Raw genomic sequence first — 15,667 nt, forward strand, 5'->3', positions numbered from 1 at the left:
CTTCGTGAACATTCCTGCTGCTGATTACTCCCACTTTCCCCCACGGAATCAGTGGTTTTGCTGCAGCCTGCATTTTTGCTGGATCTTTCCTGTCAAATATGCACCGCTTTTACCTTGACAATGGTCAGATCCCGGCCCTAAACTGTAGCATTGTGGGGATTTGTGGATAATTGTGGATCGCGATGGATCAGTCGTCGATCTCAGGACACAGCTATGCTTCGTGGCTCGTTTACACTAACAATGGACACCAAAGGCCGGATCGCGCTGCCAGCGCGCTACCGCGACTTCTTGTTGTCTGAGTGTTCCGGCCAGCTGATTTGTACCATCGATCACAAAGATCCCTGCCTGATGTTGTACCCCCTAGCCGAGTGGGAAGACATCGAAGAAAAGCTCAAGCGTTTGTCCAGCTTTAACGCGCAGGAATTGCGTTTAAAGCGGTTGCTGCTTGGCCATGCCTCCGAATGCGATATGGATAAAAATGGCCGTATTTTGCTGCCGGCACCGCTGCGCAGCCACGCCAGTCTGGAGAAAAACATTCGACTGGTAGGCCAATTGAATAAATTCGAGATCTGGGATGAAGCCGCCTGGTTAGACCGTGTCGAACAGGACATGGCGCTGGAGCGGGACATGCCGGCTGAAACTGAACTTTCTGAACGATTACAGGATTTTGCACTGTAAATGACTGCCAGCCCTCATACATCCGTATTATTGCAGGAAGCAATTGACGGACTCGCCATTCAACCGGCCGGGATTTACCTGGACGGGACTTTTGGCCGGGGCGGACATAGTCGTCAAATTCTTGCCAGGCTCTCTGCCGAGGGCCGTTTGTACGCGATCGATCGCGATCCCGCCGCCATTGAAGCCGCAGCCCCACTGCTGGCCGATCCTCGCTTTCATATCAGCCGCAGTCCCTTTGCGGCGCTGGATCTGATCTGCCAGCAACAGCAAATTCACGGTACAGTCGATGGTATTTTGCTGGATTTAGGTGTCTCCTCCCCACAACTGGATGATGCTGAACGTGGTTTTAGTTTTATGCGTGATGGCCCGCTGGATATGCGGATGGACCCGGATGCTGGCCTGTCGGCAGCCGAGTGGCTCGCCAGCGCTGATGTGGAAGACATCAGTTTTGTGCTCAAAGCCTATGGTGAAGAAAAGTTTGGCTGGAAAATTGCCAATGCTATTGTTGCCGCCCGGGCTGAAGCGCCCCTAACGCGCACCCGACAACTGGCTGAGCTGATTGCCGGGGTAGTGCCAAAAAGTCCGAAAGAAAAGAAGCACCCGGCCACGCGCAGTTTCCAGGGCATTCGGATTTACATCAACAGTGAGCTGGAGCAAGTCAAGCAAGCGCTGGACGCTGCACTGACGGTATTAAAGCCTGGTGGCCGTTTAGTGGTGATTAGCTTTCACTCACTGGAAGACCGGCTGGTAAAACAATTTATGCGTCAGCACAGCAAGGCCGCACCAATACCGCGTGGTCTGCCGCTAACCGATGCTCAGTTGAAGCAGCATCTGCCGCTGAAACTGGTGGGTAAGGCCATCATGGCCTCCGAACAAGAATTGGCGGCCAATCCCAGAGCCCGCAGTGCCGTATTGCGCATTGCCGAGAAAAACGCGGAGGAGGTCGCATGAGCCAGATCCGCTTAACGCAAGTGATTATGGCCGACTGGAAGCGTTTTCGTTGGCCAGTATTGTTGCTGTTGCTCTGCGTGCTGTCGGCGTTAGCTGTAGTTCAGCTATCACACAACAACCGTTTGCTGGTGAATGCACATAATCAATTGTATCAACAGCGTGATGCGCTGGATGTAGAGTGGCGAAACCTGCTGCTGGAGCAGCGGGCTTTGTCCGAGCACAGCCGGGTGGAAGACATTGCCAGCTCCCGTTTACAGATGCAGCGCCCCAGTGGTGCCCGTGAAGTGGTGGTGACCTTACCATGAGCAGAGCAGCGCAAAAACAACATGCCAAACGCAACCAGACACCTGGCATGGTGGGCTGGCGTTTTGTGTTTGTGATGCTTGCTTTAGCGTCGGTGTTTGTGGTGCTGGTGGCGCGGGCGGCCTACCTGCAGGTACTGGAACCAGAAATGTTGGTGACCCAGGGCGATTTACGTAGCTTGCGTGTTACTTCCAACACCGTATTGCGCGGCATGATTTTAGATCGTCACGGTGAAGAGTTAGCGGTCAGTGTACCGGTGCAGGCGATCTGGGCTGACCCAAAAGTTGTGCTGGAGCGCGGCTCTCAACAAGACCTCCGTCGCTGGGAAGCTTTGGCGGAAGGGCTGAATATGACGGCTGAACAGCTTAATAACCGCATTGGCAGCGACAGCCGTCGGCGCTTTGTCTACCTGCAGCGCCAGGTTAGCCCGGCAGCAGTCGACTATATCCGGCGTTTAAATGTACCCGGCGTTTATTTTCGTCAAGAGTCGCGCCGCTTTTATCCGGCCGGAGAAGTGACTGCCCATTTGATTGGTTTTACCGATATTGATGATGTGGGTGTTGAAGGTATCGAGCGTCGATACAATGCGCTGCTGACCGGTACGGCCGGTCGTACCTTAGTGCGGCGTGATGCGAAAGGGCGAGATATTGAAGTACTGGAGCGTGAAGATGCGCAGCAACCTCGTAATTTGCAACTTAGCATCGACCAGCGTATCCAGAGTGTGGCCTATCGTGAACTGAAAAAAGCTGTGCTGACTTATGGTGCTACCTCTGGCTCCGTAGTAATTGTTGATGTGCACAGCGGCGAAGTACTGGCGATGGCCAACAGCCCATCGTTTAATCCGAATAACAGGCGCAATACCCCGGTACACCATTTCCGTAATCGCGCCGTCACCGATATGTTTGAGCCTGGCTCCACCATCAAACCCTTACCCATTTTGGCTGCACTGGAGTTCGGTAGTGCCGACTTAAACACAGTGATTGACACGGCCCCGGGCATGCTGCGGGTTGGTGGTAGTTGGGTGCGGGATGTTGGTAGCAATAACGGCAAGCTCGATCTGACCGGCATTATGCAGAAATCCAGCAACATCGGTGTGACCAAGCTGGCTTTATCCATGCCACATCAGCACTTGTTGGATTTGTACTTTTCGATGGGACTTGGCAGCGACACAGGCCTGAACCTGACCGGCGAAAGTTCCGGCATGCTCAGTCATCGGAATCGGTGGTCTGACCATGAGCTGGCCAGCTTGTCTTTTGGTTACAACCTGTCGGTGACGGCGGTGCAGCTGGCCCGGATGTATGCAGCCATCGGCAATGGTGGCATCCTGCGGCCACTGACCATCATCAAATCAGAGCAAGGCTTGCCCGGTGAGCGGGTGCTGTCGCCAGAATATGCCCAGGCTATGCTGGATATGATGGAAGCAGTGATTGAGCCAGGCGGCACCGCCACCCGTGGTCGGGTCGATGGCTACCGGGTTGGTGGCAAAACTGGTACCACCCGTAAAGCGGTGGCTGGCGGTTATGGCGATGATTATGTGGCATCCTTTGCCGGCGTGGCGCCTATTTCCAACCCACGTTTTGCCACTGTGGTGGTGCTAAACGAACCGGCCAGCGACTATTACCACGGCGGTGAAATTGCTGCCCCGGTTTTTGCCAACATTATGAACTCGGTGCTGCGGCTGAAAAACATTACACCCGATGCTGACGGTGTACGGATTTCCAAGCGCAAAGGAGGCCGGGATGCTGGTTAAAACAGCCGCCAGTTGGCTGGGCGAAATGGCCGCTCACCTGCCGCAAGAGCCACTGAAGCACTTGCAAATCGACAGCCGCAACGTGCGTCAGAACGATGTATTCCTGGCTTTGCCTGGTCATAAGCAACATGGCAACACCTACATTGACCAAGCTCTGCAGCAGGGTGCCGCTTTGATTTTGAGCGACGAGATACCGGCCGGCTTTGCTGAGCATGCGAGGGTGTTGCTGGTACCTGATTTAATGATTCAGTTACCAGAGTTGGCCAGTCGTTTTTATCAGGACCCAGCGGCTCACTTGCAGCTTATTGCGGTGACTGGCACCAATGGTAAATCCAGCACTGCTTGCTTTGTTCAGCAGCTGGCGCAACAGTTGCTACAGCGCTCTGCGGTGATTGGAACTTTGGGGTACGGCCGCCCCGATAAACTGACGCCTTTGCCCAATACCACGCCGCATCAGGTAGAGCTGCAAAAGATCCTGGCCGAGCTCAAGCAGGACAACTGCTCTTTGGTGGCGATGGAGGTGTCATCCCATGCCATGGTGCAGGGCCGGGTTGCAGGTCTTCAATTTGATGTAGCCATTTTTACCAACCTAAGTCGGGACCATCTGGATTATCACGGCACCATGGAAGCCTATGGTGCTGCCAAAGCACGTTTACTTACCCCTGAATACTGCCGTCAGGCGGTAGTCAATGTATCCGATGCCTATGGTGCAGAGCTGGTGAAAAAACTGGATGTGACTTATTGCGCTGTTGGAAAACTGGACGACTGCAAGCAGCATAGCCGTTACCTTGGCTACCATCAGGTAGAAGCCGTCCCCGGTGGTTTTCGCTGTAAGCTGCAAAGCGATGAGCAGCAATTTATCCTGCAACTGCCGCTGATAGGCGACTTCAATATCGACAATGCGGTAGCAGCCATCGCGGCACTTTGGTTGCAAGGTTCGGACTTAGCAGAGTTATGTCAGGCTGCAGCTGTATTAAATGCTATCCCCGGGCGCATGGAACAGTTTGATTTTCCGCACCCCTTGACGCTGGTGGTGGACTTTGCTCATACACCGGATGCACTGCAACTGGCGCTGCAAGCGCTGCGTCCGCACTGTCAGGGCCACTTATGGTGCGTTTTTGGCTGTGGCGGCGATCGTGATCAGGGCAAGCGTCCATTAATGGGAAAAGTAGCACAGCAATGCGCGGATCGGGTAGTGATTACCTCAGACAACCCCAGGCACGAGCCGATGGAGCAAATCTGCCAGCAGATTGCCGCTGGCATGTCGGATGAGGCGTGTTACCAGATTGAACCGGATCGTGAGCTTGCTATTAAGTTGGTGCTGGCAGAGGCTCAGGCGCACGACATGATTTTACTGGCCGGGAAAGGCCACGAAACCTACCAACAAATTGGCGATAACTACCGCGAGTACGATGAGCGGGCGTTTATTCGTCAGCTACAGCGGGAGATGAGCTTATGATCGCGCTGGATACGCAAACTTTGGCCAACATCACCGGTGGTGTTTTACTGGGTAACAATGTTGCTATCAAGGCCGTCAGCACCGACAGCCGGCGCATTGAGCCGGGTGATCTTTTTGTCGCGTTAAAAGGTGCCAGCTTTGATGGTCAGGCTTTTGTGGCCGAAGTGGCCGACAAAGGAGCAATAGCTGCTCTGGTGCACAGCCCGCAAACGGTCGACTTACCGCAAATAGTCGTGGCAGATACTACCATAGCTTTAGGGCAGCTCGGTGCATGGGTGAAGCAGCAACTGCAAGTCCCTTCCGTAGCAGTAACTGGCAGTGCAGGGAAAACCACCGTTAAAGAGATGCTGGCGGCGATTTTGTCACGTCGAGGCAAGGTGTTGGCAACGGCCGGTAACTTCAACAATGCCATAGGCGTACCGCTCACCTTGCTGCGTTTGGACAGCAGCCATAACTTCGGTGTGTTTGAGCTGGGCGCCAATCATCAGGGTGAAATCGCCTACACCAGCGCTTTGGTGCAGCCAGATGTTGCCATGATCACCAATGTGGCCGAAGCGCATTTGGAAGGTTTTGGTGACTTACAGGGCGTGGCTCGCGCTAAGGGTGAAATCTTTTCGGCACTTAAGCCCGGACAGATTGCCATTATTCCATCGGACAGCGAGTTTACACCTTACTGGCAGAGCCGACTGGGCAAACAGCAGGTCGTCACCTTTAGCCTGAGCAGTGATGCAGATTATCGCGCCGAAAATGTACTGCTGGACAGCCACGGCAATGCAGGTTTTGAACTGATTTGCCCGGCTGGCCGCCGTTTTATGCAGCTGAACCTACCCGGGATCCATCATGTCGCCAATGCACTGGCTGCAGCAGCCGGAGCCATGGCGCTTGGTGCCAGTTTGCATGATGTGCAGCTGGGGTTGGCTCAGATGGCGGCAGTGCAGGGGCGAACCCAGGTGATTGAAGTACGGGATGGCCTGCGTATTATCGATGACAGCTACAACGCCAGTGTCGGTGCTGTGAAAGCGGCGATAGATCTTCTGGCAAGCTACACCGGCCAGCGCATTCTGGTGCTTGGCGATATGGCAGAATTGGGCACTGACGCCCGTTTATACCACGAACAGGTTGGAAAATACGCAAAGGAGCAAGGGGTTAATCTATTGTTCACGCTGGGCGTGCTATCACAGAGCGCCAGTGACTGTTTTAACGGTCATGGGCATCATTTCAGTGCCCGCCAGAGTCTGGTCGAGCGACTGATGCCTTTCTTAGCCCAGCAAGCCACCACGATTTTGGTGAAGGGATCACGCAGCGCCAAAATGGAGCTGGTAGTGCAGGACTTGCTAGAACGTTGTCAGCAGGAGAAAACCCCATGTTAGTGTGGCTCGCCGAGTACCTCACGCAGTACATGACCTTTTTTAACGTCTTCAGTTATCTGACGTTTCGCTCAATTTTGGGCATTCTTACCGCATTATTGCTCAGTGTGTATTTCGGGCCCAAGTTGATTGCCCGCTTGCAAAGCATGCAAATTGGCCAGATGGTGCGCAATGACGGCCCGGAAAGCCATTTCTCAAAGCAAGGCACGCCTACCATGGGTGGCTTGCTCATCCTGGGATCGGTGCTGGTCAGTACCCTGCTATGGGCCAACTTAAGCAATAAATACGTTTGGGTGGTGCTCTTTGTGTTGGTGAGCTTTGGCACCATAGGCTTTATCGACGATTACCGCAAAGTGATCCGCAAAGATCCACAAGGGCTGATTGCGCGCTGGAAGTACTTCTGGCAATCGGTGTTTGCCATCATCACAGCTTTGTTCCTATTTATCACTGCCGAGCAACCTGCGGAAACTGCCTTGTTGGTGCCATTCTTTAAAGATGTGATGCCTCAGCTCGGGCTGATGTTTTTACTGCTCAGTTATTTTGTCATTGTTGGCACCAGCAATGCGGTCAATCTAACCGATGGCCTGGATGGCCTGGCCATAGTGCCCGTGATTATGGTGGCGGCTGCCTTTGCCGTGATCGCTTACGCCAGTGGCAATGTGGTGTTTTCCAGCTATCTGAATATCCCGCATTTACCACACACCAGTGAGCTGGTGGTCCTGTGTTCGGCGTTGATCGGCGCTGGTCTTGGTTTCCTTTGGTTCAACACCTACCCGGCACAGGTCTTTATGGGCGATGTTGGCTCGCTGGCACTCGGCGCGGTGCTTGGTGTTATTGCCATTTTGGTGCGGCAGGAACTGATTCTGTTCATTATGGGTGGTGTTTTTGTAATGGAGACATTGTCGGTGATCCTGCAGGTGGGCTCTTACAAATTGCGTGGTCAACGCATCTTTCGGATGGCCCCCATTCACCATCATTACGAGTTAAAGGGCTGGCCTGAGCCGCGGGTGATCGTGCGCTTTTGGATCTTGTCGGTGATGTTTGTTTTGATAGGGCTTGCAACCCTGAAACTAAGGTAATTTGACGATGCTAACTGCCTGGCAACAAAAACGCATTGCGGTGGTAGGACTTGGCCTTTCCGGTCAAGCCACTGTGCGTTTTTTGCTGCAGCATGGCATCCGGCCGGTGCTGATGGATAGCCGCCGCAAAGTGTCAGGTATGGACAGTCTGCCATTGGATAAAACCGATGGCCTGTACTTAGGCGAGTTGGATGCCAACCGCTTGGCACAGATGGATGTATTGGTGGTTAGCCCAGGGCTCGACTTGCGCCACCCGGCCATTCGCTTTGCCATGGCGCAGGGCGTGGAAGTGATGGGTGACATTGAGTTGTTTGCTCGTTGTAATTCAAAGCCGGTGATCGCCATTACCGGCTCCAATGGCAAGTCTACCGTGACCCGGATGGTGGAAGCTATTTTGCAGCACAGCGGCATCAAAGCGGTGGCTGCCGGCAACATCGGCCTGCCCGCGCTGGATGCTATCCAAAGCGCGGATACCGAGATCTTTGTACTGGAGTTATCAAGCTTTCAGCTCGATACCACCAAGAGCCTGCAATCGGTAGCCAGCACCATCTTGAATATTTCTGCTGATCACTTGGATCGCTACCCATCGATGCAGGCCTATTGTCAGTCAAAGCAAGGGGTCTATCAAGGGAGCCGCATTGCGTTTTACAACAGAGCCGATAGCCATACCCTGCCACAAAGTAAGGTAAGCGAGCAGCATAGCTTAGGTTTGGATGCCCCCGAGGATGTGGACGGATATGGCATCGCAGAGCGTGCGGGTAGCGATTATCTGGTGCTTGCGGGTAGCGAGTTGATGCCGGCAAGTCAGTTGTCCTTGCTCGGGCGTCACAACCAATACAATGCGCTGACCGCCGCCGCTCTAAGTCTGGCAGCTGGTGCCGATTTTGCCAGTATCCGCCATGTTCTAAGCCAGTTCCAGGGACTGGAACACCGTTGTCAGTTAGTACACCAGCACAACGAGATACGCTGGGTAAATGATTCAAAAGCCACCAATATTGGTGCCACCCTGGCTGCACTGGATGGGCTACGGCCGGTGATTGCTGGACAACTGATCCTGTTGGCTGGCGGTGATGGCAAAGGTCAGGACATGACCGAGCTGAGTCCGAGTCTGCAACAGCAGGTGGATCAACTGATAACCTTTGGGCAAGATGGCCCGGCGATTGCTGCATTAAAAGCGGGCAGTTATCAGGTCAAGGATTTAACCGAAGCGGTCATCAAGGCGGCAGAACTGGCACAGCCGGGCGATTTGGTGTTGTTGTCACCCGCTTGCGCCAGCCTGGATATGTTCAGTAACTACCAGCAGCGTGGCGAGCGGTTTGCCAAAGCCGCTAAAGAGGTGGCCAGATGAAAGCGCTGACGCTGCCACTATGGTCAAAACTCCAGTTGTTGCTCGGTAGCCGAGAAGAGCAGAGCGATTACGACAGCTTATTGCTGATGCTGTTGCTGATTTTGCTGGCGATAGGTCTGGTGATGGTGAACAGTGCCTCGGTACCGGTAGCAGAGCGGTTGTTCGGCAACCCGCTGCATTTTACTTTCCGTCATCTGGTTTACCTTGGCCTTGGTACCGCCATGGCCATTGTGGTGCTGAATATTCCGGTGCACCGCTGGCATCAGGGGAATTTGTTGTTACTGGCACTGGCTGTGGTTGGCCTGGTGGCAGTGTTGTTGTTTGGCCGCACAGTCAATGGTGCGACCCGCTGGCTGGCACTCGGACCCATTAGTATTCAGGCCGCTGAGCCTGCAAAGCTATTCTTTTTTGTCTATCTAGCCAGCTACCTGGTGCGGAGGCACGAAGAGGTACGCGAGAATTTCAAAGGCTTTATCAAGCCGATGGTGGTGTTGCTGTTGCTGTCGGTGTTGCTGCTGTTGCAACCAGACATGGGAACGGTGATCGTGATGTTTGCCACAGCGCTGGTGTTGCTGTTCTTGGCCGGCGCCAAGCTTTGGCAGTTTATCGTGTTGTCGCTGACCGGAGTCAGCGCCGTGTTGTTTTTGATTGTGTACAGCGAGTACCGCTGGCGTCGGGTAACCGCCTTTTTGGATCCCTGGGCCGATCCTTTTGGCAGTGGTTACCAGTTGACGCAATCACTGATGGCCTTTGGTCGCGGCGGTTTCAGTGGTCAGGGCCTGGGCAACAGCATTCAGAAGTTGGAGTACCTGCCGGAAGCGCACAATGATTTTATTTTCGCCATTATTGCGGAAGAAATTGGCTTTATCGGGGTGTTTGGCGTGTTGGCGCTGCTGTTTTTGCTGGTAGCCAGAACCCTATGGATTGGTCGGCAGGCCATGTTAAAGCAACTGCATTTCCACGGTTTTCTGGCGCTGGCGATGGCGATCTGGTTCGGTTTTCAAACGGCGGTCAATATCGGGGTCGCCAGTGGTGTGCTGCCAACCAAGGGGTTGACACTACCCTTTGTCAGTTCAGGCGGTAGCAGTCTGATTATTATGCTGATGGCAGCAGCTTTGGTGTTGCGGATTGATTTTGAAGTGCGGATGGAAGGCAAGCAAGCCATCAACCGGGGAGGGCGCAGCGGATGACAGCACAAACGCCCACAGTATTGTTGATGGCCGGAGGCACTGGTGGCCATATTTTCCCGGCACAGGCATTAGCCGAAGAGCTGGCCAGCCGTGGCTGGCACATTCACTGGCTGGGTACTGCCGATCGGATGGAAGCCGATTTAGTGCCTAAGCTGGGCTGGAAATTTCATAGCATAGTGGTACGAGGCCTGAGAGGTAAAAGTAGTCGCCAATTGCTGAGCGCTCCCTGGATGCTGCTGAACGCCATCCGGCAAGCCCGGCAGTTGCTAAAGCAGTTGCAACCCGATTTGGTGGTTGGCTTTGGTGGTTACGCCAGTGGTCCGGGAGGCGTAGCTGCCTGGCTACAGCGCATTCCTTTGCTGATCCACGAACAAAATGCTGTAGCAGGCACTACCAACCGTTTGTTGGCAAGACTCGCTGCCAAGGTGCTGGTAGCTTTTCCACAGGCTTTTGCCGGGCATGCCAAGCAACAGTTGGTTGGAAATCCGGTGCGTAAAGCTTTGATCGCAGCCAAAGAGCCAGGAAGCAAGAGCGAGCAAACAGATCTGCATGTTCTGGTGATTGGCGGCAGCTTGGGAGCTAAAGCATTGAACGATGAGCTGCCTGGACAGCTGGCGACTTTGAGCGAGATGACGCCACTTCAGGTAAAGCATCAGACTGGCAGTGCCATGCAAGCCGAAGTGCATCAGCGCTATCAGCAATTGCAAAAGACATCTTTTGTCGGTGAGGCGCAGGCTTTTATTGACGATATGGCCTCGGCCTATCAATGGGCCGATCTGGTGATTTGTCGGGCCGGTGCTCTGACCGTCAGTGAAGTGGCCTGTGCTGGTGTGGCTGCGGTCTTTGTGCCTTTGCCACAGGCGATTGACGATCATCAGACCGCCAATGCCAACTGGCTGGTTGGGCAGCAGGCGGCCTTATTACTGCCTCAACAGCAGTTGCAGCAGGGCGGGCTCATAACACTGCTGCGCCCGCTACTTGGCGACAAAGCGCAATTACAGCAACTGGCGGCAAGAGCGCGCCTGTGTGCACTCGATAATGCAGCGCAGCAATTGGCTGACGCCTGCGAACAGCAACTGGGAGCTCGGGTATGAATAAAGCGGTATTACCAAAGCACAGTCACGCCATGCGTCGCATAGGTCGCATTCATTTTGTGGGGATTGGCGGTGCCGGCATGGGAGGCATTGCCGAAGTGTTGCTGAACGAAGGTTACAGTGTCAGTGGTTCGGATATTGCCCCCAACACAGTGGTAGAGCGTTTGATTTCGCTTGGGGCCGATGTGCGCTTTGGTCACAGTGCCGACCATATTCAGGGGGTGAGTGTGGTGGTCGTCTCCAGTGCCATCGCCAAAGACAATGCCGAAGTGGCTGCTGCCATGGCGCAGCGGATCCCGGTGATACGCCGGGCTGAGATGCTGGCTGAACTGATGCGGTTTCGTCATGGTATTGCCATTGCCGGTACCCATGGCAAAACCACCACCACCAGTTTGTTGGCATCGATTTTTGCGGAAGCGGGCACGGACCCGACCTTTGTGATTGGCGGTTTGCTGAACTCTGCCGGCAGCAATGCCAGGCTGGGTACTGGTCCTTATCTGATCGCCGAAGCCGATGAAAGTGATGCTTCCTTCCTGCATTTGCAGCCAATGGCGGCTGTGATCACCAACATTGAGCCGGATCACATGGACACCTATGGCGGCGATTTTGAAAAGCTAAAAGCCACCTACGTCGAGTTCTGCCATAACCAGCCATTTTATGGCGTGGTGGTGGCCTGCCTGGATGATACGGTTATTCGTGAGTTGCTGCCCGCCATCGGCCGACCTGTACTGACTTACGGTTTTAGTGAGGATGCGGATTATCGCATTAGCCAATTCAGCCAAACCGGTGCCCGCAGCCAGTTTGTCATTACTGATCCGGCTCAGCAGAGCTGGCAGATTGAGCTGAACCTGCCAGGCCAGCACAATGCACTCAATGCAACCGCAGCTTTTGCCCTGGCCCAAGATGAAGGCATTGACGAACAAGCGATTCTGGCAGCGTTGCACAAGTTTGCCGGTATCGGACGGCGTTTTCAGCAATACGGTGAATTTGAGACTGGTCAGGGCAAGGTGCTGATGATCGATGATTATGGTCACCATCCGACCGAGGTAGCTGCTACCATCGCTGCTGCCCGCAGCGCCTGGCCGGATCGGCGTTTGGTGATGGCTTATCAGCCACACCGCTTTAGCCGTACCCGTGATTTGTATGAGGACTTTACCCAGGTGTTGTCTGGTGTGGATCAATTGTTGTTGTTGGATGTGTATTCGGCTGGGGAGCAACCCATCCCTGGCGCCGACAGCAAAAGTCTGTGTCGATCGATTCGAGCCCGTGGTCAGGTTGATCCCATTTATGTCGCACCACCGCAGGAGCTTGGCGCTGTGCTGGCAGATGTGCTGAAAGATGGTGATGTGCTGTTAACGCAAGGTGCTGGCAATATCGGAGCTTTAGCGCGTGAGTTGGCAGAGAAACAGCTGAACTGTGCGCTGTTAAAACAGACGGGAGGTGCTGCATGAGCCGTTTTGGTCGCGTCGCTGTGCTGTTTGGTGGTACCTCAGCCGAGCGTGAAGTTTCACTGCGCTCGGGAACCGCGGTACTGAATGCTTTGCAGCAAAGTGGGGTGGATGCCTATGCCTTTGATCCCAAGTCGCAACCTCTGGCCGAGCTGGCAGCCAGCAAACCGGACCGGGTCTTTATCGTGTTGCATGGTCGCGGTGGCGAAGACGGCAGTATGCAGGGGGCTTTGCAGCTGTTAGGCCTGCCTTATACCGGCAGCAAGGTGCTGGGCTCTGCGCTGGCGATGGATAAAATACGTTGCAAATGGTTGTTTCAGGCACAGGGCATTGCCACGGCTGATTTTCGTGTACTGCGCTCGGTGCCAGAGGCTACCACAGCCTTATTGGCAGAACTCGGTGGCAAAGTGATGGTGAAGCCTGCTAGCGAAGGTTCCAGCATTGGTATGAGCATGGCCGATAACGTGGCTGCCTTGCAAGCCGCTGTCGCTGAAGCGCTGCGTTTTGATCAGGATGTGCTGGTGGAGCGATGGATTCAGGGCCGTGAGCTCACCGTTGCAGTTTTGGGGGAACAGGTACTGCCCATTATTGAGATGCGAACGCCGCATACTTTTTATGATTACCAGGCGAAGTACCAGGCAGATACCACCGAGTATTTGTGCCCGGCGCCGATAGATGCGGCCCTGACCGAGCGGGTGCAGCAATTGGCCTGGCAGGCCTTTACTGCGGTGGGTGCTACCGGCTGGGGGCGGGTCGACTTTATGTTGGATCAGCAAGGTGAGCCCTATGTGCTGGAGGTAAATACGGTGCCTGGTATGACTGAAAAGTCGCTGGTACCTATGGCCGCTAAAGCTGCTGGTTTAAGTTTTAGCGAGCTGGTACTACAGGTACTGGCGCAAACCGGGCAGGATGGCTTATGAGCAAGAGCGCTAGCAACCAGCAAAACCGCCGGGCATTCATTGCCGGATTGGTGTTTTTCGTGCTGGCTTTGTTAGCGCTGGGGTGGGGTGGCTGGCAATTGAAGCAATACGTTGAGCATCAACAGACCACGCCCATTGCTCAGGTCCGATTGTTTGGCGATTTTCGACATATTGAACCCACCCGGCTGCAGCAACGGCTGCATGATCAGTATGTCGGTAATATTTTTCGGGTGGACGTGGCAGAGGTGCAGCAGTTCCTGTTGCAGCAGCCTTGGGTGTATCAGGTCGCCGTGCGCAAACAATGGCCGGATACCCTGGTGGTGGTGGTCACAGAACAACAACCGGTGGCAATCTGGAATGACCAACAATTAATGAACCAGCATGGTGAGTTGTTCAAAGCACCACTGGACCAATTGATTGCCGTTTTACCGGTGCTAACAGGCCCCACTGGCAGCGAGCAGGATGCCCTGTCCATGTTCCGTTACATAGAGCAGTTGCTGAGTCTGCATCAACTCAGCGCCGAGCGGCTGGAGCTGACTGAACGCTTTGCCTGGCAAATTCAGTTAAGCAATGACATCCGGCTGAAGCTGGGGCGTCAACACACAGTACCCAGGGTGCAGCGTTTTTTGGAGTTGTATCCGGTATTGCGTGAGCACAGCGACGCAACGATTGCAGAGGTTGACTTACGGTACGATACCGGAGTTGCCGTGCGCTACAGCACAACAGAACAGAAGAGAGAAGCATGACGAAGTCGGTCGATCGGGAAATGATAGTGGCACTGGATATTGGCACGGCGCAATGCAAGGCCGTTGTCGGTGAAGTGACGCCAGAGAACAAGCTAAGCATTGTCGGGGTGGGCACTCATACTACCCGTGGCATGGACAGAGGCGGTGTGAACGATCTGAATCTGGTGATGCAATCCGTACAAAGAGCCATCAATGAAGCTGAGTTGATGGCGGACTGCCAGGTGTCTTCGGTGTACCTGGGGATTAGTGGCAAACACATTCGTTGTCAGAACGAAAGTGGCATGGTGCCGATTGGCGATACCGAAGTCACTGCGGATGATGTGGCCAGTGTCATCCATGCAGCCAAATCGGTGCCGATTTCTGCTGAGCGACGCATGTTGCATGTACTGCCACAGGAGTTCTCGGTGGATATGCAAGAGGGTATAAAAAGCCCGGTCGGCATGTCGGGTGTAAGGATGGAAGCCCGGGCACACATTATTACCTGTGCCAACGACATGGCCAAAAATATCGAAAAGTGTGCTGAACGCTGTGGTTTGAAAGTCGACCAGCTGATTTTCTCAGCCTTGGCATCCAGCTATGCCGTGCTGACAGACGATGAAAAAGAACTGGGTGTCTGTGTGGTAGATATGGGCGGGGGCACCATTGATATTTCCATCTACACCAATGGAGCTGTGCGTCATACTGCCGTGGTCCCGGTGGCGGGTAATCAGGTCACCAGCGACATCGCCAAGATTTTTCGCACGCCGATCAGTCACGCAGAAGATATAAAGGTGCAATACGGGTGCGCCCTGCGCAGCATGGTCGGCAAAGAGGAAAGTATCGAAGTGCCCAGCGTGGGTGGCCGGCCGGCACGCAGCATGTCCAGACATACGCTGGCTGAGGTGATTGAGCCACGTTATCAGGAATTGTTTGAGCTGGTGATGGAAGAGATTCACAGCAGTGGCCTGGAAGAGCAAATTGCCGCTGGTGTGGTCTTGACCGGTGGTGCTGCCAAGATCGAAGGGGCCGTCGAATTTGCTGAAGATGTGTTCCAGATGCCGGTGCGGCTGGGCCATCCGATGCAGGTGACCGGCTTAAAAGACTATGTGCAGGACCCGGCTTACGCCAGCGTGGTGGGGCTACTGTTGTATGGGCTGGAAAGCCAGGAGCAAAGCAAAGCGCCTGCTAGCCCGAAAGATACAGTAAGTGGACTGGTGAAGAAACTGGCCAGTTGGTTTAAAGGTGAATTTTAACGACAGCGCAAGCTGTCAACGGCTTCAGCAATGAAGCGAATGATGGATCCGCCGGTCGTTGTTCCTGACTCAGAACAGCGGCTGAACGAAAAAGCAAAAAAC

General features: G+C 54.3%; 14 protein-coding genes. All 14 read left to right on the forward strand.

What is annotated here, in order from left to right; genetic code table 11:
• Positions 1 to 213 precede the first annotated feature (213 nt).
• Genes mraZ through ftsA form a run of 14 tightly spaced genes read left to right on the forward strand, consistent with a single transcriptional unit; the run spans position 214 to position 15,565 of the window.
• Positions 214 to 678, forward strand: a complete 465-nt coding sequence (mraZ, locus tag JJU14_RS08445; RefSeq protein ID WP_091343630.1) for a division/cell wall cluster transcriptional repressor MraZ — start codon at positions 214 to 216, stop codon at positions 676 to 678.
• The gene (gene rsmH, locus JJU14_RS08450; protein WP_228612520.1) at positions 679 to 1,629 is read left to right on the forward strand and encodes a 16S rRNA (cytosine(1402)-N(4))-methyltransferase RsmH; all 951 of its coding nucleotides are present in this window, start codon (positions 679 to 681) and stop codon (positions 1,627 to 1,629) included. It begins immediately after the preceding gene.
• The gene (gene ftsL, locus JJU14_RS08455; RefSeq protein ID WP_228612522.1) at positions 1,626 to 1,934 is read left to right on the forward strand and encodes a cell division protein FtsL; all 309 of its coding nucleotides are present in this window, start codon (positions 1,626 to 1,628) and stop codon (positions 1,932 to 1,934) included. The genes rsmH and ftsL overlap by 4 nt, the downstream gene beginning before the upstream one ends.
• Complete coding sequence (locus JJU14_RS08460; RefSeq protein WP_228612524.1) at positions 1,931 to 3,682, forward strand: penicillin-binding transpeptidase domain-containing protein; 1,752 nt, start codon at positions 1,931 to 1,933, stop codon at positions 3,680 to 3,682. The genes ftsL and JJU14_RS08460 overlap by 4 nt, the downstream gene beginning before the upstream one ends.
• Positions 3,672 to 5,141: a UDP-N-acetylmuramoyl-L-alanyl-D-glutamate--2,6-diaminopimelate ligase gene (locus tag JJU14_RS08465; protein ID WP_228612526.1), complete on the forward strand. Its 1,470-nt coding sequence runs from the start codon at positions 3,672 to 3,674 to the stop codon at positions 5,139 to 5,141. Before JJU14_RS08460 ends, JJU14_RS08465 begins: the two co-directional genes overlap by 11 nt.
• On the forward strand, positions 5,138 to 6,511 hold the full coding sequence (murF, locus tag JJU14_RS08470) for a UDP-N-acetylmuramoyl-tripeptide--D-alanyl-D-alanine ligase (RefSeq protein WP_228612528.1): 1,374 nt from the start codon (positions 5,138 to 5,140) through the stop codon (positions 6,509 to 6,511). Before JJU14_RS08465 ends, murF begins: the two co-directional genes overlap by 4 nt.
• Entirely contained in the window at positions 6,505 to 7,587 is a 1,083-nt protein-coding gene (gene mraY, locus JJU14_RS08475) for a phospho-N-acetylmuramoyl-pentapeptide-transferase (RefSeq protein ID WP_228612529.1), read from the forward strand. Before murF ends, mraY begins: the two co-directional genes overlap by 7 nt.
• Positions 7,588 to 7,594: 7 nt before the next feature.
• The gene (gene murD / locus JJU14_RS08480) at positions 7,595 to 8,935 is read left to right on the forward strand and encodes a UDP-N-acetylmuramoyl-L-alanine--D-glutamate ligase (RefSeq protein WP_228612530.1); all 1,341 of its coding nucleotides are present in this window, start codon (positions 7,595 to 7,597) and stop codon (positions 8,933 to 8,935) included.
• Complete coding sequence (gene ftsW / locus JJU14_RS08485) at positions 8,932 to 10,125, forward strand: cell division protein FtsW (protein WP_228612532.1); 1,194 nt, start codon at positions 8,932 to 8,934, stop codon at positions 10,123 to 10,125. The genes murD and ftsW overlap by 4 nt, the downstream gene beginning before the upstream one ends.
• Positions 10,122 to 11,219: an undecaprenyldiphospho-muramoylpentapeptide beta-N-acetylglucosaminyltransferase gene (murG, locus tag JJU14_RS08490; RefSeq protein ID WP_228612534.1), complete on the forward strand. Its 1,098-nt coding sequence runs from the start codon at positions 10,122 to 10,124 to the stop codon at positions 11,217 to 11,219. The genes ftsW and murG overlap by 4 nt, the downstream gene beginning before the upstream one ends.
• The gene (gene murC / locus JJU14_RS08495; RefSeq protein WP_228612536.1) at positions 11,216 to 12,670 is read left to right on the forward strand and encodes a UDP-N-acetylmuramate--L-alanine ligase; all 1,455 of its coding nucleotides are present in this window, start codon (positions 11,216 to 11,218) and stop codon (positions 12,668 to 12,670) included. Before murG ends, murC begins: the two co-directional genes overlap by 4 nt.
• Positions 12,667 to 13,587, forward strand: a complete 921-nt coding sequence (locus tag JJU14_RS08500; RefSeq protein ID WP_228612538.1) for a D-alanine--D-alanine ligase — start codon at positions 12,667 to 12,669, stop codon at positions 13,585 to 13,587. Before murC ends, JJU14_RS08500 begins: the two co-directional genes overlap by 4 nt.
• Entirely contained in the window at positions 13,584 to 14,333 is a 750-nt protein-coding gene (locus JJU14_RS08505) for a cell division protein FtsQ/DivIB (protein ID WP_228612540.1), read from the forward strand. Before JJU14_RS08500 ends, JJU14_RS08505 begins: the two co-directional genes overlap by 4 nt.
• Positions 14,330 to 15,565, forward strand: a complete 1,236-nt coding sequence (gene ftsA, locus JJU14_RS08510; RefSeq protein ID WP_228612542.1) for a cell division protein FtsA — start codon at positions 14,330 to 14,332, stop codon at positions 15,563 to 15,565. The genes JJU14_RS08505 and ftsA overlap by 4 nt, the downstream gene beginning before the upstream one ends.
• Positions 15,566 to 15,667: the final 102 nt, after the last annotated feature.

Source organism: Alkalimonas sp. (assembly GCF_020831925.1).
Taxonomy (GTDB): domain Bacteria; phylum Pseudomonadota; class Gammaproteobacteria; order Enterobacterales; family Alteromonadaceae; genus Alkalimonas.

What these genes read in the sequence shown, in the direction of transcription:
- mraZ (WP_091343630.1), top strand. Translation starts at nt 214, where the DNA reads ATGCTTCGTGGCTCGTTTACACTAACAATGGACACCAAAGGCCGGATC.
- rsmH (WP_228612520.1), top strand. Translation starts at nt 679, where the DNA reads ATGACTGCCAGCCCTCATACATCCGTATTATTGCAGGAAGCAATTGAC.
- ftsL (WP_228612522.1), top strand. Translation starts at nt 1,626, where the DNA reads ATGAGCCAGATCCGCTTAACGCAAGTGATTATGGCCGACTGGAAGCGT.
- JJU14_RS08460 (WP_228612524.1), top strand. Translation starts at nt 1,931, where the DNA reads ATGAGCAGAGCAGCGCAAAAACAACATGCCAAACGCAACCAGACACCT.
- JJU14_RS08465 (WP_228612526.1), top strand. Translation starts at nt 3,672, where the DNA reads ATGCTGGTTAAAACAGCCGCCAGTTGGCTGGGCGAAATGGCCGCTCAC.
- murF (WP_228612528.1), top strand. Translation starts at nt 5,138, where the DNA reads ATGATCGCGCTGGATACGCAAACTTTGGCCAACATCACCGGTGGTGTT.
- mraY (WP_228612529.1), top strand. Translation starts at nt 6,505, where the DNA reads ATGTTAGTGTGGCTCGCCGAGTACCTCACGCAGTACATGACCTTTTTT.
- murD (WP_228612530.1), top strand. Translation starts at nt 7,595, where the DNA reads ATGCTAACTGCCTGGCAACAAAAACGCATTGCGGTGGTAGGACTTGGC.
- ftsW (WP_228612532.1), top strand. Translation starts at nt 8,932, where the DNA reads ATGAAAGCGCTGACGCTGCCACTATGGTCAAAACTCCAGTTGTTGCTC.
- murG (WP_228612534.1), top strand. Translation starts at nt 10,122, where the DNA reads ATGACAGCACAAACGCCCACAGTATTGTTGATGGCCGGAGGCACTGGT.
- murC (WP_228612536.1), top strand. Translation starts at nt 11,216, where the DNA reads ATGAATAAAGCGGTATTACCAAAGCACAGTCACGCCATGCGTCGCATA.
- JJU14_RS08500 (WP_228612538.1), top strand. Translation starts at nt 12,667, where the DNA reads ATGAGCCGTTTTGGTCGCGTCGCTGTGCTGTTTGGTGGTACCTCAGCC.
- JJU14_RS08505 (WP_228612540.1), top strand. Translation starts at nt 13,584, where the DNA reads ATGAGCAAGAGCGCTAGCAACCAGCAAAACCGCCGGGCATTCATTGCC.
- ftsA (WP_228612542.1), top strand. Translation starts at nt 14,330, where the DNA reads ATGACGAAGTCGGTCGATCGGGAAATGATAGTGGCACTGGATATTGGC.